Source organism: Rhizobium leguminosarum, from assembly GCF_001679785.1.
GTDB lineage: Bacteria > Pseudomonadota > Alphaproteobacteria > Rhizobiales > Rhizobiaceae > Rhizobium > Rhizobium leguminosarum_R.
In genome coordinates this window covers 726,494-749,266 of record NZ_CP016286.1, presented here as the reverse complement: position 1 = coordinate 749,266, position 22,773 = coordinate 726,494, and the positions used below count along the sequence as shown (strand labels likewise).

At 61.7% G+C, this 22,773-nt stretch carries 18 protein-coding genes; 9 read left to right on the top strand and 9 right to left on the bottom strand.

What is annotated here, in order from left to right; translation table 11 throughout:
• Positions 1-9 precede the first annotated feature (9 nt).
• Entirely contained in the window at positions 10-1,800 is a 1,791-nt protein-coding gene (gene aspS, locus BA011_RS03880) for an aspartate--tRNA ligase (protein ID WP_065282401.1), read from the bottom strand.
• A gap of 254 nt (positions 1,801-2,054) precedes the next feature.
• Between aspS and BA011_RS03875 the strand changes: the two genes are divergently transcribed.
• Together BA011_RS03875 and rnd are read left to right on the top strand one after the other, a co-directional pair.
• Positions 2,055-3,446 carry a multicopper oxidase family protein gene (locus BA011_RS03875; RefSeq protein ID WP_065279511.1) on the top strand — a complete coding sequence of 464 codons (1,392 nt, stop codon included), beginning with the start codon at positions 2,055-2,057 and terminating at the stop codon, positions 3,444-3,446.
• 173 nt (positions 3,447-3,619) lie between these two features.
• Positions 3,620-4,765 carry a ribonuclease D gene (rnd, locus tag BA011_RS03870; protein WP_017959852.1) on the top strand — a complete coding sequence of 382 codons (1,146 nt, stop codon included), beginning with the start codon at positions 3,620-3,622 and terminating at the stop codon, positions 4,763-4,765.
• Between the two features lie 72 nt (positions 4,766-4,837).
• On the opposite strand, the gene BA011_RS03865 is transcribed toward rnd, so the two are convergent.
• Positions 4,838-5,974: a hypothetical protein gene (locus BA011_RS03865; protein WP_065279510.1), complete on the bottom strand. Its 1,137-nt coding sequence runs from the start codon at positions 5,972-5,974 to the stop codon at positions 4,838-4,840.
• A gap of 231 nt (positions 5,975-6,205) precedes the next feature.
• Here BA011_RS03865 and BA011_RS03860 point away from each other — a divergent pair, with 231 nt between their 5' ends.
• The 3 genes from BA011_RS03860 (at position 6,206) to BA011_RS03850 (ending at position 10,272) form a co-directional block, all read left to right on the top strand.
• Positions 6,206-7,267, top strand: coding sequence for an adenylate/guanylate cyclase domain-containing protein (locus BA011_RS03860; RefSeq protein ID WP_065279509.1), 1,062 nt, complete (start codon positions 6,206-6,208; stop codon positions 7,265-7,267).
• Between the two features lie 106 nt (positions 7,268-7,373).
• Positions 7,374-8,732, top strand: a complete 1,359-nt coding sequence (locus BA011_RS03855; protein ID WP_065279508.1) for an esterase-like activity of phytase family protein — start codon at positions 7,374-7,376, stop codon at positions 8,730-8,732.
• Between the two features lie 331 nt (positions 8,733-9,063).
• Positions 9,064-10,272, top strand: coding sequence for a helix-turn-helix domain-containing protein (locus BA011_RS03850; protein WP_065279507.1), 1,209 nt, complete (start codon positions 9,064-9,066; stop codon positions 10,270-10,272).
• A gap of 91 nt (positions 10,273-10,363) precedes the next feature.
• Here the strand turns inward: BA011_RS03850 and ppx are convergent, their stop codons facing one another.
• The 4 genes from ppx to BA011_RS03830 form a co-directional block, all read right to left on the bottom strand.
• Positions 10,364-11,881 carry an exopolyphosphatase gene (gene ppx, locus BA011_RS03845; protein WP_065279506.1) on the bottom strand — a complete coding sequence of 506 codons (1,518 nt, stop codon included), beginning with the start codon at positions 11,879-11,881 and terminating at the stop codon, positions 10,364-10,366.
• 12 nt (positions 11,882-11,893) lie between these two features.
• Positions 11,894-14,056, bottom strand: a complete 2,163-nt coding sequence (locus BA011_RS03840; protein ID WP_420493435.1) for an RNA degradosome polyphosphate kinase — start codon at positions 14,054-14,056, stop codon at positions 11,894-11,896.
• Positions 14,057-14,164: 108 nt separating this feature from the next.
• The gene (hdaA, locus tag BA011_RS03835) at positions 14,165-14,878 is read right to left on the bottom strand and encodes a DnaA regulatory inactivator HdaA (protein WP_020049391.1); all 714 of its coding nucleotides are present in this window, start codon (positions 14,876-14,878) and stop codon (positions 14,165-14,167) included.
• Positions 14,871-15,995, bottom strand: coding sequence for an AI-2E family transporter (locus BA011_RS03830; protein WP_065279504.1), 1,125 nt, complete (start codon positions 15,993-15,995; stop codon positions 14,871-14,873). Before BA011_RS03830 ends, hdaA begins: the two co-directional genes overlap by 8 nt.
• A gap of 245 nt (positions 15,996-16,240) precedes the next feature.
• Here BA011_RS03830 and purM point away from each other — a divergent pair, with 245 nt between their 5' ends.
• Positions 16,241-17,314 (top strand): phosphoribosylformylglycinamidine cyclo-ligase, encoded by a 1,074-nt coding sequence (gene purM, locus BA011_RS03825; RefSeq protein ID WP_065279503.1) that lies wholly within the window; start codon positions 16,241-16,243, stop codon positions 17,312-17,314.
• Positions 17,311-17,982, top strand: coding sequence for a phosphoribosylglycinamide formyltransferase (gene purN, locus BA011_RS03820; protein ID WP_065279502.1), 672 nt, complete (start codon positions 17,311-17,313; stop codon positions 17,980-17,982). Before purM ends, purN begins: the two co-directional genes overlap by 4 nt.
• Here the strand turns inward: purN and BA011_RS03815 are convergent.
• Positions 17,979-19,148 carry an alpha-D-ribose 1-methylphosphonate 5-triphosphate diphosphatase gene (locus BA011_RS03815; protein ID WP_065279501.1) on the bottom strand — a complete coding sequence of 390 codons (1,170 nt, stop codon included), beginning with the start codon at positions 19,146-19,148 and terminating at the stop codon, positions 17,979-17,981. The two genes, purN and BA011_RS03815, sit on opposite strands and share 4 nt — an antisense overlap.
• 180 nt (positions 19,149-19,328) lie before the next feature.
• Between BA011_RS03815 and BA011_RS03810 the strand changes: the two genes are divergently transcribed.
• Positions 19,329-19,568: a type II toxin-antitoxin system Phd/YefM family antitoxin gene (locus BA011_RS03810; protein WP_017959842.1), complete on the top strand. Its 240-nt coding sequence runs from the start codon at positions 19,329-19,331 to the stop codon at positions 19,566-19,568.
• Positions 19,568-19,972, top strand: a complete 405-nt coding sequence (locus tag BA011_RS03805) for a type II toxin-antitoxin system VapC family toxin (protein WP_065279500.1) — start codon at positions 19,568-19,570, stop codon at positions 19,970-19,972. The genes BA011_RS03810 and BA011_RS03805 overlap by 1 nt, the downstream gene beginning before the upstream one ends.
• Here BA011_RS03805 and BA011_RS03800 read toward each other — a convergent pair.
• The gene (locus BA011_RS03800) at positions 19,969-20,559 is read right to left on the bottom strand and encodes an NUDIX domain-containing protein (protein WP_065279499.1); all 591 of its coding nucleotides are present in this window, start codon (positions 20,557-20,559) and stop codon (positions 19,969-19,971) included. The two genes, BA011_RS03805 and BA011_RS03800, sit on opposite strands and share 4 nt — an antisense overlap.
• On the bottom strand, positions 20,556-22,760 hold the full coding sequence (locus BA011_RS03795) for a molybdopterin-containing oxidoreductase family protein (protein WP_065279498.1): 2,205 nt from the start codon (positions 22,758-22,760) through the stop codon (positions 20,556-20,558). Before BA011_RS03795 ends, BA011_RS03800 begins: the two co-directional genes overlap by 4 nt.
• Between the last annotated feature and the right edge of the window lie 13 nt (positions 22,761-22,773).

Below are 22,773 nucleotides of genomic sequence, written 5' to 3'. Positions count from 1 at the left end.
CAGACGATCTCAGTCTTTCTTGACCGGCGGGATCGGCCGGATCGAGAGCTCGCGCAGCTGGGTCGGCGCTGCCGGGCTCGGCGCCCCCATCAGCAGGTCCTGTGCCTGCTGGTTCATCGGGAAGAGCGAGATTTCGCGCAGGTTCTTCGCGCCGACGAGCAACATGACGATGCGGTCGATGCCGAAGGCGGCGCCACCATGCGGGGGCGCGCCGTACTGGAAGGCGCGGTAGAGGCCGCCGAAACGATCCTCGACATCCTGCTGGCTGAGGCCGACCTTTTCGAAGGCGGCGACCATGGTTTCCGGCGACTGGTTGCGGATCGAGCCCGAGGCGATTTCGAAGCCGTTGCAGACGGCGTCATACTGGAACGCCTTGATGGTCAGCGGATCCTGGTTCTGCAGCGCATCGAGGCCGCCCTGCGGCATCGAGAACGGGTTGTGGGCGAAATCGACCTTCTTTTCTTCCTCGCTCCATTCGAAGAACGGGAAGTCGACGATCCAGCAGAGTTCGAAACGGTCGCGATCGACAAGGTTCAGCTCTTCGCCGGCCTTGGTGCGGGCTTCGCCGGCAAACTTGTAGAACTTCGCCGGATCGCCGGCAACGAAGAAGCAGGCGTCACCGTCATCGAGGCCGAGCTGGGTACGGATCGCGTCGGTGCGCTCCTCGCCGATGTTCTTTGCAAGCGGGCCGGCGCCCTCGAGCTTGTCACCTTCCTTGCGCCAGAAGATGTAACCGAGACCGGGCTGGCCGGTCGACTGCGCCCAGGCATTCATGCGATCGCAGAACGCTCTGGAACCGCCGGTCTTGGCCGGAATAGCCCAGATCTCGACCTTCGGGTTGGAGGCGATCATGCCTGCGAAAACCTTGAAGCCCGAGCCGGCAAAATGCTCGGTCACGGCCTGCATGACGATCGGGTTGCGCAGATCGGGCTTGTCGGAGCCATATTTACGGATCGCTTCGTCATAGGGGATGCGCGGCCATTCCTTGGTGACAGGCTTGCCTTCGGCGAATTCCTCGAAGATCGAGGTCATCAGCGGGCCCATCGTGTTCCAGACGTCTTCCTGAGTGACGAAGCTCATTTCGAGGTCGAGCTGGTAGAATTCGCCCGGCAGGCGGTCGGCGCGCGGGTCTTCGTCGCGGAAGCAGGGCGCGATCTGGAAGTAGCGGTCGAAGCCGGCAACCATCAGCAGCTGCTTGTACTGCTGCGGCGCCTGCGGCAGCGCATAGAAAGTGCCGGGATGGATGCGCGACGGCACGAGGAAGTCGCGCGCGCCTTCCGGCGAGGAGGCCGTCAGGATCGGCGTCGTATATTCGGTGAAGCCGACATTGCCCATTTCGCGGCGCATGGCCGAGATGACCTGGGTGCGCTTGACGATATTCCGGTGCAGCGTTTCGCGGCGAAGATCGAGGAAACGATACTTCAGGCGGACGTCTTCGGGATAGTCCGGCTCGCCGAAGACCGGCAGCGGCAATTCCTTGGCGGCGGAGAGGACTTCGATCTCCTGTGCGTAGAGCTCGATCTCGCCTGTTGCCATGGTCTTGTTGACGGTATCTTCGGTGCGGGCCTTGACGAGGCCGTCGATACGGATGACCCATTCGCCGCGCACGGTTTCCGCCATCTTGAAGGCCGGGCTGTCGGGATCGGCAACGACCTGGGTGATGCCGTAATGGTCGCGAAGGTCGATGAAGAGAACGCCGCCATGGTCGCGAACGCGGTGAACCCAGCCGGAGATACGGACGGTCGAGCCGACATCCGACTTGCGGAGGGCGGCGCATGTGTGGCTGCGATAGCGATGCATAATCTCAAATCCTGGCATGTGGCTTAAGACGGCAGCAAGGGTTCCAAGACCCTCAAGCGCCGACAAGAAAATCGGGCGGAAAAGCGCATGGACGCTCCGATTTGTCAAGGCTTGGCGTGCGCGGCCGAGCGTTCGACGCGCGTTTGTGGCGAGGCTGCGACCGGTATGCTGCGGCAGTTTGGCTACGCTTCTTGTATTGATGAAGATGCCGGTCAACTTTAAAAGGATCGGCATTCTCACCGTGGAGCATCCGCATGCCTCTCCTTAACCGACGCAACCTTCTCAAGGCATCCGCTGTGGCGGGTGCCTATGGCGTCGGCATCGGCATTGCCGGTAAATTCGGATTTGCCGAAGCGGCTCCCGACCCGCAGCTGCTGACGGCGGTGAAGACCGAAGCCATGCTGACCGAGGCGGGACCGACCAGGGATATCATGAGCTGGGGCCATGACGGCATGCCGCCGGTCCTGCGGATGAGGAAAGGGCGACCCTATGCGGCGCGGTTGAAAAACGGGCTCGACGAGCCGACGACGATCCACTGGCACGGGCTTCGCATCGACAACCGCATGGACGGCGTGCCGTTCATGACGCAGCCCTACGTCTATACCGGCGACAGCTTCGACTATGCCTTCACACCACCCGATGCAGGCACCTTCTGGTATCATCCGCATTGCGACACGCTAACGCAGATGGGGCACGGCATGACCGGCGTCATCGTCGTCGAGGACCCAGCCGATCCGGAATTCGATGCCGAGGTGGTGCTGAACCTGCGCGACTGGCGGCTCGGCGGCGACGGACAATTCATCGCCCCCTTCCGGCCGCGCGACGCTGCCAAGACCGGCACCTACGGCACGGTGCGCACCGCCAACTGGCACCAAGAGCCGCGATATGACGCGCCGGCCGGCGGGCTGGTGCGCCTACGCATTGCCGTGACCGATGTGACGCGGATCTTCTCGCTGAAGATGGAAGGCGCCGAGGCCACCGTTATCGCGATCGACGGCAATCCGGTGCCGAAGCGTTTTCCCCTCAACCTCCTGCAGATCGGACCGGGTCAACGGCTCGACCTTGCCGTGCGAATGCCGGATGATGAAGGCGCCGTCGCGACGCTCGAGGATATCCGCGGCACGGCGCCGAAGACGATCGCCAGCCTGCGCGCGGTCGGATCATCGTTGAAGCGCGATATCGGCGATCTCGGGCCGCTTGTCGACAATCCCGTCCCGGAGGCCGATCTAACCGCTGCCGAGCAGATCCCGCTGGTGCTGAGCGCTACTGCCGAGAATACCGCCGTCGAAAGCATCTGCGGCACGCTCGGCTACAGTTTCTGGGCCATCAACAAGGTGCCGTGGCCAGGCGACACGCCCGATCCGACGGCGCCGCTTGCGGAATTGAAGCTCGGCAAGAGCTATGTCTTCAATCTGGAGAATACCACGCCGCATGCGCATCCGATCCATCTGCACGGGATGAGCTTCACGGTGATCTCCTCCTCGACGCGGGAGGTGATGCCGCTCATCTCCGATACATATCTCATTCAGCCGGACGAGAAGGTGCAGCTTGCCTTCGTCGCCGACAATCCCGGCGACTGGCTGCTGCATTGCCATGTCATCGAGCATCAGAAGACGGGGATGACGAGCTATCTCAGGATAAGCTGAGACAGTGCGCTTTCACTACGGTTGGGCTGTGCTTCGCGCCGGCGTTCGCGCCGTGCCTCAGTTTGGACGTGATTCTTAGCCAGCAATGCTCGAAGCGTATGCTGTTGTATTGACATATCGAACCGAAAGGAGAAGGAAGGTTTAACCGACCTTTTCCTTGCGAATGAAATGATATGATCGAAACCACCGCCGATTTGGCGGCCGCCTGCAAAGAGCTGGCCAAGTCCGACTTCATCACCATCGACACAGAATTCCTGCGCGAAACGACCTTCTGGCCGGAACTCTGCCTAATCCAGATGGCAAGCCCGACGACGGAAGTTCTCGTCGACCCGCTGGCCAAGGGCATCGATCTCGCCCCCTTCTTCGAGCTGATGGCCGATACGAAGGTGCTGAAGGTCTTTCATGCGGCCCGCCAGGACATCGAAATCATCTTCAATCGCGGCAATCTCATACCGCATCCGATCTTCGACACGCAGGTCGCCGCCATGGTCTGCGGCTTCGGCGACAGCGTGTCTTATGACCAGTTGGTCAGCCGAATCAAGAACGTCCACATCGACAAGTCGTCGCGCTTCACCGACTGGAGCCGCCGGCCGCTCTCGGACAAGCAGCTGGATTATGCGCTGGCCGACGTCACTCACCTGCGCGACGTCTACCTGTCGCTGAAGGCGGAACTCGAGCGCGAAGGCCGCACCTCCTGGCTCTCTGAGGAAATGGACATCCTGGAGTCGCGCGAAACCTACGACATGCATCCAGACGATGCCTGGCAGCGGCTGAAGATGCGTCTGCGCAAGCCGCAGGAGCTGGCGATCCTGAAATATGTCGCCGCCTGGCGTGAACGCGAGGCTCGGGCCCGCAACGTGCCGCGTTCGCGGGTGCTGAAGGATGATGCGATCTATGAGATTGCCCAGCAGCAGCCCAAGGATACCGAGGCTCTCGGCCGTCTGCGCACCATTCCGAAGGGTTGGGAACGTTCGACTTCCGGCGCCGCGGTCATCGAGGCCGTCAACACCGCGCTTGCTCTACCGAAGGCCGATATGCCGCATGTGCCACGCCAGGCGCAGGCGCCCGAAGGGGCCGCTGCTGCCGTCGAATTGTTGAAGGTTCTGCTGAAGCTGATTTCGGAAAAACACGGCGTGGCGCCGAAGGTGATCGCCAATAGCGAAGATCTCGACAGGATCGCCGCCGAGGGCGAGAAGGCCGAAGTCGCTGCCCTGCACGGCTGGCGGCGCGATCTTTTCGGCGAACCGGCACTGCAACTGATCCAGGGCGCGATCGCTCTGCGCTTCGTCGACCGGAAGGTCGAAACCGTCAGCCTCTGAGGCGACTGCATATCAAAGCTTAGCCGTTCACGGCTAAGCCATTGCCTTGTTTTAGGCTACTACCTTATCTCTCTAGTATTGGGGCCTGATAAATCCCCAGGCAGCAGGCTCGAGGTAATCACGAGGTGGTTGCATTTCATCCATGCTCACAGGCCGGCGCGTTAACGCCACTATTTTGAATATCTCGCCGTCACCCCAGCCGGACCAGTGTTCATCAATCAGCGGTATACCGTCCGCAGTCAGACATTGCATCAGACCTGCATCAGCGGAATCTGGTGTCCGGTTATACCATGCGCAGTCTTCGCCGAGCAGCCGATCCTGTTTTCTCATGTCGACCATCCCAGACACCATGTCGAATCTCTTGGAGAACGGCCCGGGATTCGAGGAGGAGCGGATAGCTTCGAACCTGCGCTCACCCTTGGATGCGGAATATTGGAGCCCTTGGTCTTCGAGTTCGTTCCAGACGGTGATCAGGATTGATCCATCCTCGCCGTCACGCTGTCGGAGCCACCAGGGATAATGACGCAACAGCCTCTCTTCGGATCTGTGGCTGACCAGCTTCGCCTCAAAGTCTCCAGCATTTGGAGTGTAATCGTCATAGCTTGGCAATGGTTTGAGCCAGGTACCGGCTTCAAAAAGCTGCATAGGTGGTCGTACCGCCGCCCCCGGCACAGGCCCGCGCTGCAATTCAACCAACCGCGTGTCGGACATCACCTCTCGACTGGAGAAAAGTACTTTCGTCGCGACCTCTATTCCGTCGCCGGTCAGGCAAGTTAACCAAACAGGCTCGGACCCGTCCTTATTCATTTTCCGAACAATCTCCCGCCAACGACACTGCTCACCGCCGATGGCCTCGACATCATCGGTTTCCTTGACCTCCGTGATGCCGTTATAGTCCCGAGACGGTTCGACCTGCCTGACCTCGATTGACGAGATCTCACCATTCTTCCTGGTTGCCCTCAGAACAACGTTCTTGAAGAAGTGTCCGTAATAAATGTTCGTTTCTTCGCGTCTGTCCTCTTCAACATGCGTCCAGCCGTTGTGATGTTGGACGACCCGTTGGCGGCCCCCTTTGTCATTATAGGTATCACGCACGATCATCTTTGCGGAATAATCGGGCACATCAGGACTGGTGAAAAACGGAACCCCGCTCGCATGTGCGGAGCCAGCCGCGATCGTGATCACTGAGAAAACTATCAATCTGTACATGATACTCCTGTGCAGGAAGGCGCCCACAACTATTGATAGCAATACGGCGGAGGCCTGAGATTGACAAGGTGTTGCAGAGGCAATCACGTGGCCCAACAAAGTCGGCGAATTGGCTTCGGAACAAGCGCCGCCGCCTCTAAAAGACGCGCGGCGCTGTAGATTCGAATTCGCTTGACGGTTTTTTCCGGCCTGAAACAATGGCGGGAAGAAACATCACGGCGCAGAGGCGGCATGCGGGAAATATCTCCGACACAGAATTGGATCCTGATCACGATCGTCCTTGCGGCCAGCGGCGTCATCTATGATCTAATGTTCTATTCCAATCAGACGCCGATCGTCGGGGCGATCTTCGCGCTCTTCATCGGCATGCCGATCCTCGCTTTCGAGCGCAAGGTGCTATTTCGAGCACTCTACAGGCGCATCCAGAAGCTGCCGACTTTCGCCTTCATCATCACCGAGCTGCTGATCTACGAAATCCTGATGAGCATCGGCTTTGCCTGCGCCGGCCTGCTGCTTTGGTGGCTCGGCATGGTGAAGCCGGTGTCGCTCCTCGACCTCGTCATCATGCCGTTCGAGGTCTTCCTCTATGCGCTTGCGGTCTGCACGATGCTGATCTTCGTCTTGCGCGTGCGGGAACTGCTTGGTCGTGAAGTTTTCCTCAGCATGCTCATCAGCCGCTACCGCAATCCGGTCAGGGAAGAGCGCGTCTTCCTGTTCATCGACCTCGTCGATTCGACGGCTTTTGCCGAAAAGCACGGCGACCTCAGGGCGCAACAACTGCTGAGTTCGCTGTTTGCGACCTTCGCCGAGCCCGTCAGGCGTCACAAGGGCATGATCAACGACTATGTCGGCGATGCTGCGATCATCACATGGCCACTTGCCCGCGGCGTCAAGGATGCGCGTTGCGTGCGCTGCATCTTCGATATCCTCGCCGATATCGAAGCCAATGCCGCCGGTTGGCGAAAGAATTACGGGCAGGTGCCGAAGCTCCGCGCCGCCCTCCACGGCGGCGAGATCATCACTGCCGAAATCGGCGTCGACCATCACAAGATCAGCTATTTCGGCGATACGGTGAACACCACCGCCCGGCTGGAGACGCTCTGCCGCAGTCTGAACCGATCGGTGCTGATCTCCAGCGAGCTTGCCCGGCGCGTGGATTTTCCCGACGACATCACCTGCGAGGATCTCGGCACCCATGCGGTGAAGGGACGCGGCCAGGCGCTCGGCGTCATGGCGCTTTCCTCGCGCGCCGTCACCGTGCTGAACACGCCGGCGGTCATTCTGCACGGCTGAGCACCGTCTGACCTTCACGTCACCAAAGCTTCACCCAACCGTCAATTCGCTGACACGGAAGCCCTGCTAAGCGGAAGGCCTTTGCAATCCGCTTCACGGGGATATTATGAAGAACGTCCTTTTTCCTTCCGTATCGCTTTTCATCCTGGTCGCGGGCTCTGCTTCGGCCGACCAGCAGCAGTTCCCGGCCAAGCTCGCCGGCCAGGCGATCCTGCCTGCCAACACCATGGTTCCGGCGCCGGCCGATGCCCCCGAATTCCTCAAGCATTCCGGCAAGTTTACGACGCCGGACCGCAAGCGCACCGAAGCGCTCGGCACCGTTCCCGGTAAGGACGGCGCCCGCGTCACCGACCTGAAGCTTCCCTTCGACGGCCAGCCGATCCAGGGTTTCTCGGGCGTCAAGACGATGGCCGACGGCACTTTCTGGACCCTCTCCGACAACGGCTTCGGCTCGAAGTCCAACTCGTCGGACGCCATGCTCTTCCTGCACCAGATGAAGTTCGACTGGGCCGGCAGCAAGGCTGAAGTCGTCAAAAACCTCTTCCTCTCCGATCCGAACAAGATCGCTCCGTTTCCGATCGTTCTCGAAGGCACCGACACGCGTTATCTCACCGGCGCCGACTTCGACATCGAATCGGTCCAGCCGGTTGCCGACGGCTTCTGGCTCGGCGACGAGCTCGGTCCCTACCTCCTGAAGTTCGACACAACAGGCCGCCTCACCGACGTCATCCCGACGACGCTCGACGGCAAGCCAGTGCTTTCGCCCGACAATCCGCTTCTCTCGGTTCCGGCCAACCCGGCCGCCAAGATGCCGGTCTTCAATCTGAAGCGCTCCGGCGGCTTCGAGGGCCTTGCCATGTCGAAGGACGGCGCCAAGCTCTACGGCTTGCTCGAAGGCGCCATCTACAAGGATGACGGCACGGTGGAAACCATCGACGGCCACACCGCCATCCGCGTCATCGAGTTCGATGTCGCTTCGAAGAAGTGGACCGGCCGCAGCTGGTTCTATCCGTTCGAGAACAAGGGTGTGTCGATCGGCGACTTCAACATGCTCGACGATACGACCGCTCTCGTCATCGAGCGCGACAACGGCGCCGGCACGACGGACAAAGCCTGCGCCGACCCGAAGCAGCCGAAGCCGGATTGCTTCGAAGCCCCGGCCGTGCTGAAGCGCGTCTACAAGATCGAGTTCAACGATGCCAATGTTGGCAAGGCTGTCCGCAAGATCGGCTATATCGACCTCATGAACATCCAGGACCCCGACAATAAGAAGAAGGCCGGCAGCAAGGACGGTGTCTACGACATGCCATTCGTGACGATCGAAAACGTCGACCGCGTCGACGCCACGCACATCATCATCGGCAACGACAACAACCTTCCCTTCTCGGCCGGCCGCGCCGCCGACAAGGCCGACAATAACGAATTCAGCCTGCTTGAGGTTGGCGAGTTTTTGAACGCGAAGTAGTTTGGGGTTCTGCTACGGAATACCGAGGGCGGCGCGAAGGTGCCGCCCTTTTGTTTATGGCAGTTGGATATTTGGCGGCATGCCGTGTGTGCCCCCTCTGCCCTGCCGGGCATCTCCCCCACAGGTGGGGAGATCACAAGTGACATGACCTTCCCGCATCTTAAACGTCAAGCAGAGCTGAATCGCTGATTGTTTGGGGAGGCCGTTGCGCCCAGCCAATCTCCCCACCTGTGGGGGAGATGCCCGGCGGGGTGTCCGACCCGGATAGATAGGTAACAGAACGGACCGTTTACATAGGTGACAGTTCTCTGACAGCCGGGAGGACCCGGCGATGGTTTGGAGAGAGACTGGCATCATGGACGAGCGGCTGCGCTTTGTTGGGGAATGTCTTGCGGGCGAGGAGACGATGACGGCGCTGTGTGCTGCCTACGGGATATCGCGCAAGACGGGCTACAAATGGTTGGAGCGGTATCGGGCGCTCGGGCCTGCGGGGCTTATCGACCTGCCGCGGGCGCCGCTTGAGCACGGGCGGGCAACGGCGGCGGAGCTGGTGGCGCGGATCGTGGCGGAGAAGGAGGCGAATCCGCAGTGGGGGCCGAAGAAGGTGCTGGCGCGGCTGAAGCGGTCGGCGCCGCAGCTTTGCTGGCCGGCGGCCTCGACGATAGGCGAGATCCTGAAGCGCCACGGGCTGGTCGGGCGCCGGCGGCATCGCTGGCGGGCGGCTGGTTGCGGCCCGTTCGCACCGGCCAACGGGCCCAATGCGGTGTGGAGCGCCGATTACAAGGGCTGGTTCCGGACCCGCGATGGGCGGCGCTGCGAGCCACTGACGGTGATGGATACGGCGAGCCGCTTTCTGCTGGCGCTGCAAGCCTACGCGACGCCGGCCGAGGCAGAGGCCTGGCCGGTGTTCGAGCGGCTGTTTGCCGAGCACGGACTGCCGGAGCGCTTTCGCAGCGACAACGGTTCGCCCTTCGCGGCGATTGGCGTCACCGGGCTGACGACGCTTGCTGTGCGGTTCATCAAGCTCGGCATCGGCCTGGAGCGCATCCAGCCGGGCAAACCGCAGCAGAACGGCCGCCACGAACGCTTCCATCTGACGATGCTGCCGCTGGCCATGGCGCCGGAGGTCGACCATGCCGCGCAGCAGGCGGTCTTTGACGCATTTCGCCAGAATTACAACGCCGAGCGTCCACACGAGGCGCTCGCTATGGACGTGCCTGCTGATCATTACCGACCGTCACTGCGGCGCCTGCCCGACCGCCTGCCTGAACCGGACTATCCGGCCGAGGCGGCGGTGCGCCGGGTGCGCTCCAATGGCGAGATCAAATGGAACGGCGACCTCGTCTATGTCGCAGCAGCGCTGGCCGGCGAGGTCGTGGCGATCGAGGAGAATGAAGCGGGCATCTGGACGCTACGCTTCCATGCCCATCCGCTCGGCATCATCGACAGGAAGACCAAGCGGCTTGTCCGCCCCAGCGCCCTGCAACCCCGACCAGCCGGCGCAGGGGCGGACACTGGTTTACAAGGGGGAGAACTGTAACCCATCTATCCGGTTCAATCTGTTACCCATCTATCGGCTGGACACAGGCCAGAGGGGGGCTGCTCGGCACGAGTCGAGTTCTAAATCAGACCTATTCGAACCGAAACGCCAACCGCTTGTTCGTCAGCCTCGACAGCTGCTGCAGGCGGCCGTCCAGGCGCTCGCCAGCAAAATCGCGATACTCGGGAGGCACTACGAATTCGAGGTCGAGGTCTGGGCTCGAGGATTTGCGGAAGGTCAGGTTCTTGACGATGCCGGGCATCGAGGCCGAGAACAGGTAAACGACGCGCAGCATGCCGCCGAGCAGCTTGGCGCGCTCGATGAGCTGGGGCGTGGCGATCTGCGCCAGCGGGCCGGTGGCGCCGTCATCATGCAGGCCTTCGAAACGGTAATAGTTGGAAAGCGCGATGAAGGCGCGGCCGGGATGACTGATGCCGACGAAGGAAGAGTGGGCGATGACGTTCAGCGCCTGCAGGCCGCGATAGTCAGGATGGGCGCGCCAGCTGATATCGGCCAGCAGACAGGCGGCCTGACGGTAGCGGCTTTCCTCGTCGGTTTCCTGGATGCCGAAGAGGGGCATCATGCGGCCGGTCCATTCCGCCAGCTCGCGGGCATGCTCCGGCGAACGGGCACGCAGGATCGCCAGTTCGCCGGCCGCGGCAAGCAGCGGATCCAGGCGGCGTTCGGACTCCGACAACAGCGAATAAAGATATCCCTCGCGCACACCCTGCGCCGAGAAGGAAATCACCGACGGCTTCATCGCGCTCAGGACTTCCTTCATGGCGATAGCGCCGAAGGGCAGCAGCGAACGACGGTGCTTGGAAACGACCTGCAGCGCCGGCTCCCTGGAATCGCGCGCGGTCAGCTGTTCGAGGAACAGCATCATCGCTTCGAAAGACACCTCATAGCCCTGCATCATATGCAGCGGATAATGGGTGATTTCCATGTGCAGCTTGGCAATGTTTCGCCAGGTGCCACCGACGGCGTAGAAGGTGCGGCCCTCGCCTTTCGACAACAGCTTTGCCGTCTTCAGTTGCTTGCGGGCAAAGGTCTGGGCCTTGGAGAGCGAACCGCCGGCATATTCCGACAGGCGCAGGCCGCCGAGCGGCAGCGTGATGCCCTTGCCGAACTCCTTACCCTTGATATCGATCAGTTCCAGCGAGCCGCCGCCGAGATCGCCGGCAATGCCGTCAGGATTGTAGAAACCGCTGATGATGCCGAGCGAAGCGAATTTCGCCTCCTCCTCGCCCGAGAGGACGCGGACCTTGCGGTTCAGGATGGTTTCTGCCTGGTGGATGAAATCAGGGCCGTTGCTCGCCTCGCGCGCAGCCGCCGTCGCCAGCACATACATGGTGGCGGCGCGCGCTTGGTCGGACAGGGCCTTGAAACGGTGCAGCGCCACCAGAGCCCGCGCGACGCTGTCTTCATCCATCTTGCCGGTAAGGGCGACACCCTTGCCGAGGCCGCAGAGGACCTTTTCGTTGAAGAGGACGGTCGGCGAACGGGACATGCCTTCATAGACGACAAGACGAATGGAATTCGATCCAATATCGACGACGGAGACCGGGGCGATCCCCGGAAGGCGCCCCTGGGCTTCAGATTCAACCATTTAGGTCCAGTTTTACTTGTTGTTGCGGCCTTCGAGCAGGCCGGCGATCAGCTTCGGCGCACTGGACTTCAGAGCTTCACCGCGGCCTGACAGGCTCGGATTGGTCATGAAATACTGCTGCGCATTGAACGGTTCTTCGCCCCTGCGCACTTCCATGCGACGCGACGTACCGTCGGGCAATATCTCGTAGCTTTGTTGATTGTCAATCACGTTGCCGAGCATAATCTGTGACAAAACCTGCTCGTGAACGGTGGGATTCGTCAACGGAACCATGGTTTCAACGCGGCGATCGAGATTTCTCGGCATCATGTCGGCCGAGCCGATGTAAACCAGCGCCTTGTCGGACGGCAGGCCGTGGCCGTTGCCGAAGCAGAAGATGCGGCTGTGCTCGAGGAAGCGGCCGACGATCGACTTGACGCGGATCTTTTCCGAAAGGCCGGGCACCTGCGGCCGCAGGCAGCAGATGCCGCGCACGACGAGATCGATCTCGACGCCGGCATGGCTGGCGCGATAGAGCGCGTCGATGATGTCGGGATCGACAAGCGAATTCATCTTCATCCAGATCGCCGCCGGCGCGCCGTTCCTGGCATGCTGGACCTCTTCCTCGATGTGACGCAGGATCCGCGAGCGCATCGTATAGGGTGAGATCGCGAGCTGCATGCCCTGTTCCGGCTCGCCGTAGCCGGTGATGAAGTTGAAGATGTTCGCCATGTCGTGGGCGATGACGGGATTGCAGGTGAAGTAGGAGAGATCGGTATAGATCTTCGCGGTGATCGGGTGATAGTTGCCGGTGCCGAGATGGCAATAGGTGCGCAGTTTGCCATCCTCGCGACGGACGACCAGCGACATCTTGGCGTGCGTCTTGAGCTCGATGAAGCCGAAGACGACCTGGACGCCGGCGCGCTCGAGGTCGCGCGCCCAACGGATGTTTGCCTCTTCGTCGAAGCGGGCCTTGAGCTCGACCAGCGCCGTCACCGACTTGCCGGCTTCGGCGGCATCGATCAGCGCGCGAACGATCGGGCTGTCGTTGGAGGTGCGGTAAAGCGTCTGCTTTATCGCCAGGACGTCAGGATCGCGCGCAGCCTGGAGAAGAAACTGGACCACCACGTCGAAGGATTCGTAGGGGTGATGGACGACCATGTCCTTTTCGCGAATGGCGGCGAAGCAGTCGCCGGCATGTTCGCGGACGCGCTCGGGAAATCGCGCATTGTAGGGGGCAAAACGCAGATCGTCGCGCGGCGCCTTGGTGATCTCCGACAGCGTGTTCAGCGCCAGAAGACCCGGCAGAACGGCGACGCGGTTATCGGGGATGCTCAGCGCCTGGACGACGAACTGGCGCAGCGACGCCGGCATTTCCGAATCGGTCTCGATGCGGATGACCTTGCCGCGGCGGCGGCGTTTCAGCGCCGTTTCGAAGAAGCGGACGAGGTCCTCGGCCTCTTCCTCGACTTCGATATCGCTGTCGCGGATGACGCGGAACGTACCGGAGCCCTGCACCTCGTAACCCGGGTAGAGCCGATGGATGAAGATGTTGGCGACATCTTCCAGCGTGATGTAGCGGATGGTGTTTCCATCATCCGGCAGGCGGACGAAACGGTCGAGCGCCACCGGCAGGCGAAGCAGCGCCGTCATCGGCTCGCGGCCGTTTTTGCTGACGAGCTGCAGACCGATAGAGAAGCCGAGATTCGGAATGAAGGGGAACGGATGGGCGGGATCGATCGACAGCGGCGTCAGCACCGGGAAGATCGCCTGTTCGAATTCGGCGGCCAGCCACTGGCGGTCGCCCTCGCTCAGGGCGCCGGGGCGCACGATCAGGATGTCTTCCTTGGCGAGATATTGTTGCAGCACGGCGAGCGAGGCCTGCTGCTCCATCTGCAGATGGTCGATCTCGTGCAGGATCGAGTCGAGCTGTTCAGCCGGCGTCTTGCCGTCGGGGCTGCGGATGGCGATATTCTGGCGCACCTGGCCTTCGAGGCCGGCGACACGCACCATGAAGAACTCGTCGAGGTTGGCGGCCGAGATCGACAGGAAGCGAACGCGCTCGAGCAGCGGATGCTCGGTATTCAGCGTTTCTTCCAGGACACGGCGGTTGAACTGCAGCCAGGAGAATTCTCTGTTGATGAAGCGCTCGGGACTCTTGAGCAGCTCTTCCAGCGGGGGGATGTTGTCGTTGATTTCCGGAGTGAGTTCCTGATGTTCTGCGACTGCACTATCCATGGTCCGCTTACCCCGTTTTCAATCGCCAAAGGCAATTATATCAGTTTGACGACGGAACTGTGACAGTCAATCGGCCGGTTCCGAATTTCCCAATTCATTCAATACTTCGGCAGCAAGAGACCGGGTGATTTTCGTGCCCCGCGACAGGGCCAGCCGGTCAAGCCTTTCGACGATTGTCTGGGCCGCGTTCAGCGACCGCTCCATCCGGTTCACGATATAGAGCACAAGTTTGTCATCTATATAAAGCTGCCGGTCGGCGAAGAGCTTGACGATCACCTGAGACAACAGCGCCTCATCGGGTTCGCCGATCTCGACGACGGTCGCAGCCTTCAGGCGCGAGCGCAGATCGGGTAGCAAAACCGGCCACGACATCGGCCAGAGACGGCTGGTGATCAACAGGCTGGTGCCGTTTTCGCGGACGCTGTTGATGACGTGGAAGAGCGCATTGTCGTCGAAGCCGAGGCGGTCGGCGTCCTCGAACAGCACCGGGCCGGCGGCAGCGGCAACCGCCGCGTCCGAGCCAGGCTCGGGGTGGATGTCGACGGCGCCGCTCAATTCCCGCCAGATGCGGGCGAGATGCGATTTTCCCGAGCCGACGGGGCCGGCGAGCACGACCACCGGCGATGGCCATGCCGGCCAGGCATCGACGATCGAAACGGCGGCGGCGAGCCGCTCCGAGATCAGGAGGTCGTCGCGCCCGCTTGCTGCATCGTGCGAGAAGACCAGCGGCAGCTGCTCTCCGGCCTTGCGCTTCGGATCAGCGTTTTTCACGTCATTCATTGGGAACTGATTTCGTCTTCCGGGCACTGCCACTCGGCGACCCGCCAAAATAAAGATCGCTCTGAAGGTAGCGTGAAAGTGCGAAACGAACAAGGACGCCGACGGCCGCCGCCGCCGGCACGGCGACCAGAAGCCCGACGAAACCGAAGAGCGCGCCGAAGGCAAAGAGCGCGAACATCAGCCAGACCGGATGCAGGCCGACGCTGGAGCCGACGAGCTTCGGCTGCAGAATGTTACCTTCGAGGAACTGACCGCTGAAGAAGACGACGAGCACCAGGCCGATCCACGGATAATCCGGCCAGAACTGCACAAGCGCGACGCCGACCGCCAGCACGAGACCAACCATCGAGCCGACATAGGGAATGAAGCTGATCATGCCGGCGAAGAGGCCGATCAGCAGGCCGAAATTCAGTCCCACGAGAGAGAGGCCGACGGCATAATAAATGCCGAGGATCAGGCAGAGCGAACCCTGGCCGCGGATGAAACCGGCGATTGCCTGGTCGATCTCCTTGGCGATCTGGCGGACATCGCTGACATAATCGCGCGGGATCCACTGATCGACCTTGGCAACCATGCGGTCCCAATCAAGCAGGATGTAAAAGGCAACGACGGGGGTGACGACGAGCAGCGATATGACGTCGACGATCGCCTTGCCTGAATTCCAGATCTGCGCAAAGAGCCCGGTGAGGAAGCCCATGCCCTCCGACAGGATGCCTGAGAGATTGTCCTTGATCGTGCCCACTTGGTTCTCAACCCAGTCCGGCAGCAGCGAATTCTGCGCCTGCGTGATGAACTGCTGTAATTGGCTGATATAACCCGGCAGACGTTGAGCGAAATCGTTGAACTGGCTGATCAGCACCGGAATGAGGATCATCAGCGCCAGCGCGAAGACGATCACGAAAGCGACGAGAATGCCGATGGTCGCCATCATGCGGCTCAGTCCCAGCCGCTGCAACCTGTCTGCCACCGGATCGAGGAAATAGGCGATCGCCATGCCGGCGACGAAGGGCAGCAGGATCGAGCTGAAGACGTAGAGAAAGACGATGAAGAAGACGAGAACCACCAGCCAGAAGAAAATCTGACGTTTGAGACTGTTGCCGCTGACTTGCTGTGGCATTGCTTCCCCGCTGATCGCTCGTCGCCGTCTGACGCCGCATCCGATCCGAAGCGGCCATTGAGCACATAGGATGCAGGCGCAAAGATGGTCAACCCTGTCGCGCCAAATCCCGGAAAGGCCGGAAGAAGACGCGGGAAATTGGGGGCTTTCGCCATGCAGCGCTTGCATAAAAGCCCCTGTCATGCAATTGCGACCGGCAGATGACGCGGCACGTTTGCCGCCTGAAATAGCCATCGGAGACCAGCATGAGCCAGTCTGGGAAAAACGGCCTGACATATAGCGATGCGGGCGTCGACATCGATGCCGGCAACCTCCTCGTCGAGAAGATCAAGCCGGCGGTGCGCTCGACCCGCCGTCCCGGCGCCGACGGCGAGATCGGCGGCTTCGGCGGGCTTTTCGACCTCAAGGCGGCAGGCTTTACCGATCCGGTTCTCGTCGCTGCCAATGACGGCGTCGGCACCAAGCTGAAGATCGCGATCGATGCCGACTATCACGACACCGTCGGCATCGACCTCGTCGCCATGTGCGTCAACGATCTCGTGGTACAAGGCGCCGAGCCGCTGTTCTTCCTCGATTATTTCGCGACCGGCAAGCTCGACCCCGACCAGGGCGCGGCCATCGTCGGCGGCATTGCCGCCGGCTGCCGTGAGGCCGGCTGCGCGCTGATCGGCGGCGAGACGGCCGAAATGCCCGGCATGTATTCCTCCGGCGACTACGACCTCGCGGGTTTTGCCGTCGGTGCTGCCGAACGCGGTAAGCTCCTGCCATCAGGCGATATTGCCGAGGGTGACGTGATCCTCGGCCTCGCCTCCTCCGGCGTCCATTCCAACGGCTTCTCGCTGGTGCGCAAGATCGTCGAATTGTCCGGCCTCGATTGGGATGCGCCGGCGCCGTTTGCCGAAGATAAGAAGCTTGGCGAAGCCCTGCTCGAGCCGACCCGGATCTATGTGAAGCCGCTCCTGAAGGCGATCCGCGAGACCGGCGCCATCAAGGCGCTGGCGCACATCACCGGCGGCGGCTTCCCGGAAAATATTCCGCGCGTCCTGCCGAAGCATCTGGCGGCCGAGATCGATCTGGCCGCCGTTAAGGTGCCGCCGGTGTTTTCATGGCTCGCCAAGACCGGCGGCGTCGAGCCTAAGGAAATGCTGCGCACCTTCAACTGCGGCGTCGGCATGATCGCCGTCGTCGCCGGTGAGAATGTTGCGGCGGTTTCCGCCGCACTTGAATCCGAGGGCGAGACTGTGATCACGCTCGGCCGCATGATCGCCCGCGACGAGGGCGCTGCCGGCACGGTCTACAAGGGCACGCTTGCCCTATGAGCACGCCGCGCAAACGCGTCGTCGTCTTCATATCAGGCAGCGGCTCCAACATGATGGCGCTGGTTGCGGCGGCGAAGGCAACCGACTACCCGGCCGAGATCGTCGGCGTCATCTCCGACAAGGCGGATGCCGGCGGGCTTGCAAAGGCAGCCGCCGAAGGCATTGCCACCTTCGCTTTTCCCCGCAAGGACTATGCCAGCAAGGACGCGCACGAAGCGGCGATCTTTTCGGCGCTCGATGAGCTTTCACCCGACATTCTCTGCCTGGCAGGCTATATGCGACTGCTGACGGCGACCTTCATCCAGCGTTACGAAGGCCGGATGCTCAACATCCACCCTTCCCTGCTGCCGCTGTTTCCTGGCCTGCATACACATCAGCGGGCAATCGATGCCGGTATGCGGATCGCCGGCTGCACGGTGCATTTCGTCACCGAAGGCATGGATGAGGGGCCGGTGATCGGCCAGGCGGCCGTACCGGTTCTTTCCGGCGACACGGCCGAAAGCCTTGCCGCCCGTGTGCTCACCGTCGAACACCAGATCTATCCGCAAGCGCTGCGGCTGTTTGCCGAAGGCCGTGTGACGATGGAAGGCGGCAGGGCCGTCGGTGCTGAGGCCTCGACCGCAGCACCCAAAGCTCAGCTCATCTCCCTGATCGGCGACCGCGCTTAAGCCGCGAGGGCTTGCAAAGGATGCAGCGTGCCGTCGCTGTAGACGAAGCGGCCGGCGCGGAAGGTGGCGCGGATGCGATTGATATCACCCGGCTCGACCACGACCAGATCGGCGCGCTGGCCGATGGCAATCTCGCCGCGATCCGACAGGCCGGCCGAGCGGGCCGCATTGCCGGTTGCCATGGCAACGGCTGCCGGCAGGCCGCCTTCCACCATTTCGGCAAGCTTGAAGATGCCAGGCACGAAGGCAGCCGGATGATAATCGGCGGCGATGATGCTCAGCAGTCCGGCCCTTGCGGCATCGAGCGCGCTGAGATTACCCGACATGGACTGGCCGCGCAGCGCGTTCGGCGCGCCCATCAACGTCCAGAGGCCGCGACGGCGCGCCTCCTCCGCCGCAGGTGCGGTGACCGGAAACTCGCTGATGGTGACGCCGAGATCGTGCATCTCCGCGACTTTTTCGACGCTGTCATCGTCATGCGAGGCAAGCGACAGTTTGTGCTTTAGCGACAGCGCGACGATCTCCTTCAGCTTGGCCTCGATGTCAGGATTGCTGCGCATGGCGATGCGCTTGGCGACGATCTCCGCCGCCATCTCTTCGGAGACGGCGCGGCGCTCGGAAATGCTGAGGATGTAGCTCTGCAGGTTGTTGTACTGGCCCTGGCCCGGCGTGTGGTCGGTGAGCGAAACCATGTCGATCTGATCGGCATTCAGCAGGCGCTCGAGTGCCGGGGCTGCACCGACATTGGTGATTTCGTAACGAGCGTGGACGCGGTGGTCGATCAAGAGATCGTCACGCAGGCGGTTGATGCCTTCGATCACCGCCGATGTCGTCTCCAGCGAGCGGACGTGGCCGTAGACGCTTTCGGTCGCGAAGGAGACGGCTGCAAACGCCGTCGTGACACCGGCAGCGGCAAGCTTCTTGTCGAGTTCGTGGATGCCGAAATCGATCGGCATCGTCGCGTTCGGCCGCGGGGCAATCTCGCGCTCGATCATATCGCCGTGGAGATCAACAAAGCCCGGCATCAGCAGCCGCCCGCCGCCATCGATGGCAGCACCGTCGACCGGCTCCGGCCTGATCTCGGCGATGGCGCCACCCTCAACTCGCACGGAACCTTCACTCACCACCTCGTTTGGGAGAACGAGGGTGAAATTGCTGAGCCACATGGGCTGTCTCCTGACCGCATCCGATGATTGATAAACCGCAGCGCATAGAACTGCTTCGTGACAACTGCATGAAGAACTTCCAAACTTCTTACCCTTTCCGTTCTTGCTTTGCCATACTTGACCAATCAGTTGACCAAGTTTTGACATGACATTACATTAGAGACAAAGTGGACGGTGGCTATGACGATCAAAGTGAAAGTGGCAGAGGCAAAAACGCATCTCTCGGAGCTTCTGACAAAGGTGGAAGCAGGCGAAGATGTGGTGATCTCACGCGGCAACAACGCGGTCGCCCGCATGATCAAGATCGATGACCGTCGCCAGAGGCTCGACGCCATCCGCGCACTCCGCAGCGAACGGGCAGAACGCGCCGGAGCAACCGCGGCTGAAATTCAAGCCTGGCGGCGCGAAGGCCAGCGCTGATGCCGTTCGTGGTTGATGCTTCGGTTGCGGCGGCTTGGTTGCTTGCCGATGAGGAAAGCCGGACGGCCGAAGAAGCCTTGTCGTTTCTCGAAACGGAAGACGCCTTGGTGCCCGATCTCTTCTGGCATGAGATGCGCAACATCCTGTTGACCGCGGAACGGCGGAAACGCATCTCCAACGAGGATGTGCTCGCTTGTCTCATGCGACTCACCAGCCTGCCGCTGCGCACTGTCTCAAGCGAAGACCATCTTCCGATCTTACGACTTGCCGGAAAATATCAGCTATCGGCCTATGACGCCGCTTATCTGGCGCTTGCGGTCGCAGAGAACGTATCGCCTGCGACGCTGGACGCCAGACTGGAACGTGCCGCGTTAGCGGAAAATCTCGCCTTCGCTCTGGGTTAGAAAAGCGTTCCCCTGTTCAACCGCGCCCATTGCAGAAGCACGATCGTCTTGGCGTCGAAGATTTCGCCGGTTTCGATCATCGCCGCCGCCTCGTCGAGCGGGATCTCGAGAACTTCGATATCCTCGTGTTCCTCGTCCAGGCCGCCGCCTTCGGCGACACGATCGGCGGTGTCGATGAGGGCTGCGAAGAAATGCACGACCTCGGTGACGGCACCCGGCGAAGTATAGGATTTGAACAGGAAGCGCGCATCGCGCAGGTGGTATCCGGTCTCCTCCATCGCCTCGCGACGGATCGCCGCTTCGGGATGGTCGTCATCGAGAAGACCGGCCGGCACCTCGATCATCCAGGCGGGATCGCCGTTGAGATGAACAGGGAGGCGGAACTGGCGGACGAGAACGACGAGGTCGCGCTTCGGATCATAAAGCAGGATGCAGGCGGCCGGCGTGCGGTGGTAGACTTCCCGCTTCAACCGATGGGTCGCGCCCTTGCGGTCGATATAGTCGAGGAGATAGCTGCTCAGCCGCGTCCACCCATTCGACAGCGTCTCCTCGCCGGCGATCTTCACGCGTGATTTCGGCTGCATCATGCTGCGTCCCTGCGAAGCCAGACCTTGTTGTCGTGCACGGCCGCCCCGCCATAAGGCGCGACGGGGTCGGCGCCGGTCAAGACGTTGATGCCCTCGCCGTCGACATGCGCCTTGTTCGGCCAGAGCCCCTCGGCAATCAGCACGCCGGATTTCACTTCGGTGGTGATGCGGGCGTGGATGCGCAGATCGCCGCGGCTGTTGCCGATGCGGACAAGATCGCCGTGGGCGATGCCGTTGGCTTCGGCGTCGGCCGGATTGATCATCACCTCGGGGCGGCCTTCTTTCTGGCGTGAGGTCTTGGTCTCGGAGAAGCTCGAATTCAGGAAGTTGCGCGCCGGCGACGTGGCGAGGCGGAAGGGATGCTCGGGATCGGCGACTTCGATGACATCGACCTGATCGGGAAAGGCCGGTAGCGCGGCGTGCGGACCGAGCGCGCCGATCGCGGCCGGTGGTTTGTTCGGCGCCGGCTGATTGATCCAGTCCGGGCGGAAATGGAACTTGCCATCCGGATGGGCAAAGCCGTTCAGGTAATGCGCTTCCTCGAAAGCAGGCTGGCGATCGAACCATTTGTGTTCGAGGAAATGGTCGTAGCCCGGCAGGCCGCTCGATTCGAGGATGCGGTCGACCATCTCCCGGGCGGTGAAGCCGAAGCCGGGGCGATCGGCGACGCCGAGGCGTTTGGCCAGTTCCTCGATCACGAAGAGATTGGTGCGCACGGTTGGCGGTGGTTCGACCAGCTTCGGCCCCAGCAGGATATGGTTCTGGCCGCCGGCCCGGTAGATATCGTCATGTTCGACGAACATCGTCGCGGGAATGACGATATCGGCGATCTCGGCCGTTTCGGTCATGAACTGCTCGTGGACGGCAACGAAGAGGTCCTCACGGGCAAAGCCGCGTCTGACGAGGCGCTGCTCGGGGGCGATGTTTGCGGGATTGGTGTTCTGGATCAGCATCGCCGTCACCGGGCCGCGGTGGCGCAGTGCCACGGCATCGCCGGTCAGCACGCGGCCGATCTGCGACTGATCGAGCATGCGGATATCGACATCCTTCATCGACCGGCCGGTCAGTTCGGCGCTGTTCATGCGGAAAATATCGCTGTTCGAATGGAAGGCGCCCCCGCCCTCATATTGCCAGGAGCCGAGAACGGTGGCGATCGAGGCGGCCGCGTGCATGGCGACTGCACCGTTGCGCTGGCGGGTAAAGCCATAGCCCAGGCGGAAGAAGGTCTTCTTCGTCGTGCCGACGAGGCTGGCGAAGGCTTCTATCTCCTCGACGGACAGGCCGGTGATGGCAGCAGCCCATTGCGGCGTCTTGGTTTTCAGATGCGCTTCGAGACCGGCGGGATCGTCGGCATATCTCGCCATATATTCGCTGTCGGCGTAACCGTCGCGGAAGGCGATGTGCATGACGGCGCAGGCGAGTGCGGCATCGGTGCCGGGCCTGACGATCAGCGCCATGTCGGCCTGCTTCATCGTCGGATTGTCGTAAATGTCGACGACGACGATCTTCGCGCCGCGCTCCTTGCGCGACTTGATGGCGTGCGTCATCACATTGACCTGCGTCGACACCGCATTGGTGCCCCAGATGACGACGCAATCGGTGCGGCCCATCTCGCGCGGATCGGGACCGCGCAGCGTGCCGGTCGCCATGGTAAAGCCGGTCCAGGCCGGGTTGGTGCAGATCGAGGAGAAGAAACCGGAGTAACGCTTGGCATGACGCAGGCGATCGATGGAATCGCGCTGCACCCAGCCCATGGTGCCCGCGTAAAAATACGGCCAGATCGCCTCGCTGCCGTCTCTTGCCTCGGACTTCACAAAGGCTTCGGCGATCTCATCCAGCGCATCGTCCCAGGAAATCTGCTGCCACTGCCCTGCCCCTTTGGCGCCGGCGCGGCGTAGGGGATGCATCAGGCGATCGGGATGGTAGAGCCGCTCGGCGTAACGGGCGACCTTGGCGCAGATGACACCCGACGTGTAGGAATGGTCGTTCGCGCCGCGTACACGGCCGATGCGACCATCCTCCGATATCTCGACCTCCAGCGCGCAGGTGGAGGGACAGTCATGCGGACAGGCCGTGTGGCCCACCCTGTTGTCCGGCTTTTCTGATTTGGCGTGGATGGGGGTCGCAATGTTCATGGCATTTGTATATTCCAAGGCTTGTACGGCCAAAAGCCACAAAAATTTCCCATGACGCGAATTCATACGGACATCAGCG

What these genes read in the sequence shown, in the direction of transcription:
- aspS (WP_065282401.1), bottom strand. Translation starts at nt 1,800, where the DNA reads ATGCATCGCTATCGCAGCCACACATGCGCCGCCCTCCGCAAGTCGGAT.
- BA011_RS03815 (WP_065279501.1), bottom strand. Translation starts at nt 19,148, where the DNA reads ATGTGGCTCAGCAATTTCACCCTCGTTCTCCCAAACGAGGTGGTGAGT.
- BA011_RS03800 (WP_065279499.1), bottom strand. Translation starts at nt 20,559, where the DNA reads ATGATGCAGCCGAAATCACGCGTGAAGATCGCCGGCGAGGAGACGCTG.
- BA011_RS03805 (WP_065279500.1), top strand. Translation starts at nt 19,568, where the DNA reads ATGCCGTTCGTGGTTGATGCTTCGGTTGCGGCGGCTTGGTTGCTTGCC.
- ppx (WP_065279506.1), bottom strand. Translation starts at nt 11,881, where the DNA reads ATGGTTGAATCTGAAGCCCAGGGGCGCCTTCCGGGGATCGCCCCGGTC.
- rnd (WP_017959852.1), top strand. Translation starts at nt 3,620, where the DNA reads ATGATCGAAACCACCGCCGATTTGGCGGCCGCCTGCAAAGAGCTGGCC.
- hdaA (WP_020049391.1), bottom strand. Translation starts at nt 14,878, where the DNA reads ATGAATGACGTGAAAAACGCTGATCCGAAGCGCAAGGCCGGAGAGCAG.
- BA011_RS03865 (WP_065279510.1), bottom strand. Translation starts at nt 5,974, where the DNA reads ATGTACAGATTGATAGTTTTCTCAGTGATCACGATCGCGGCTGGCTCC.
- BA011_RS03830 (WP_065279504.1), bottom strand. Translation starts at nt 15,995, where the DNA reads ATGCCACAGCAAGTCAGCGGCAACAGTCTCAAACGTCAGATTTTCTTC.
- BA011_RS03860 (WP_065279509.1), top strand. Translation starts at nt 6,206, where the DNA reads ATGCGGGAAATATCTCCGACACAGAATTGGATCCTGATCACGATCGTC.
- BA011_RS03875 (WP_065279511.1), top strand. Translation starts at nt 2,055, where the DNA reads ATGCCTCTCCTTAACCGACGCAACCTTCTCAAGGCATCCGCTGTGGCG.
- BA011_RS03795 (WP_065279498.1), bottom strand. Translation starts at nt 22,760, where the DNA reads ATGAATTCGCGTCATGGGAAATTTTTGTGGCTTTTGGCCGTACAAGCC.
- BA011_RS03855 (WP_065279508.1), top strand. Translation starts at nt 7,374, where the DNA reads ATGAAGAACGTCCTTTTTCCTTCCGTATCGCTTTTCATCCTGGTCGCG.
- purN (WP_065279502.1), top strand. Translation starts at nt 17,311, where the DNA reads ATGAGCACGCCGCGCAAACGCGTCGTCGTCTTCATATCAGGCAGCGGC.
- BA011_RS03810 (WP_017959842.1), top strand. Translation starts at nt 19,329, where the DNA reads ATGACGATCAAAGTGAAAGTGGCAGAGGCAAAAACGCATCTCTCGGAG.
- BA011_RS03850 (WP_065279507.1), top strand. Translation starts at nt 9,064, where the DNA reads ATGGTTTGGAGAGAGACTGGCATCATGGACGAGCGGCTGCGCTTTGTT.
- purM (WP_065279503.1), top strand. Translation starts at nt 16,241, where the DNA reads ATGAGCCAGTCTGGGAAAAACGGCCTGACATATAGCGATGCGGGCGTC.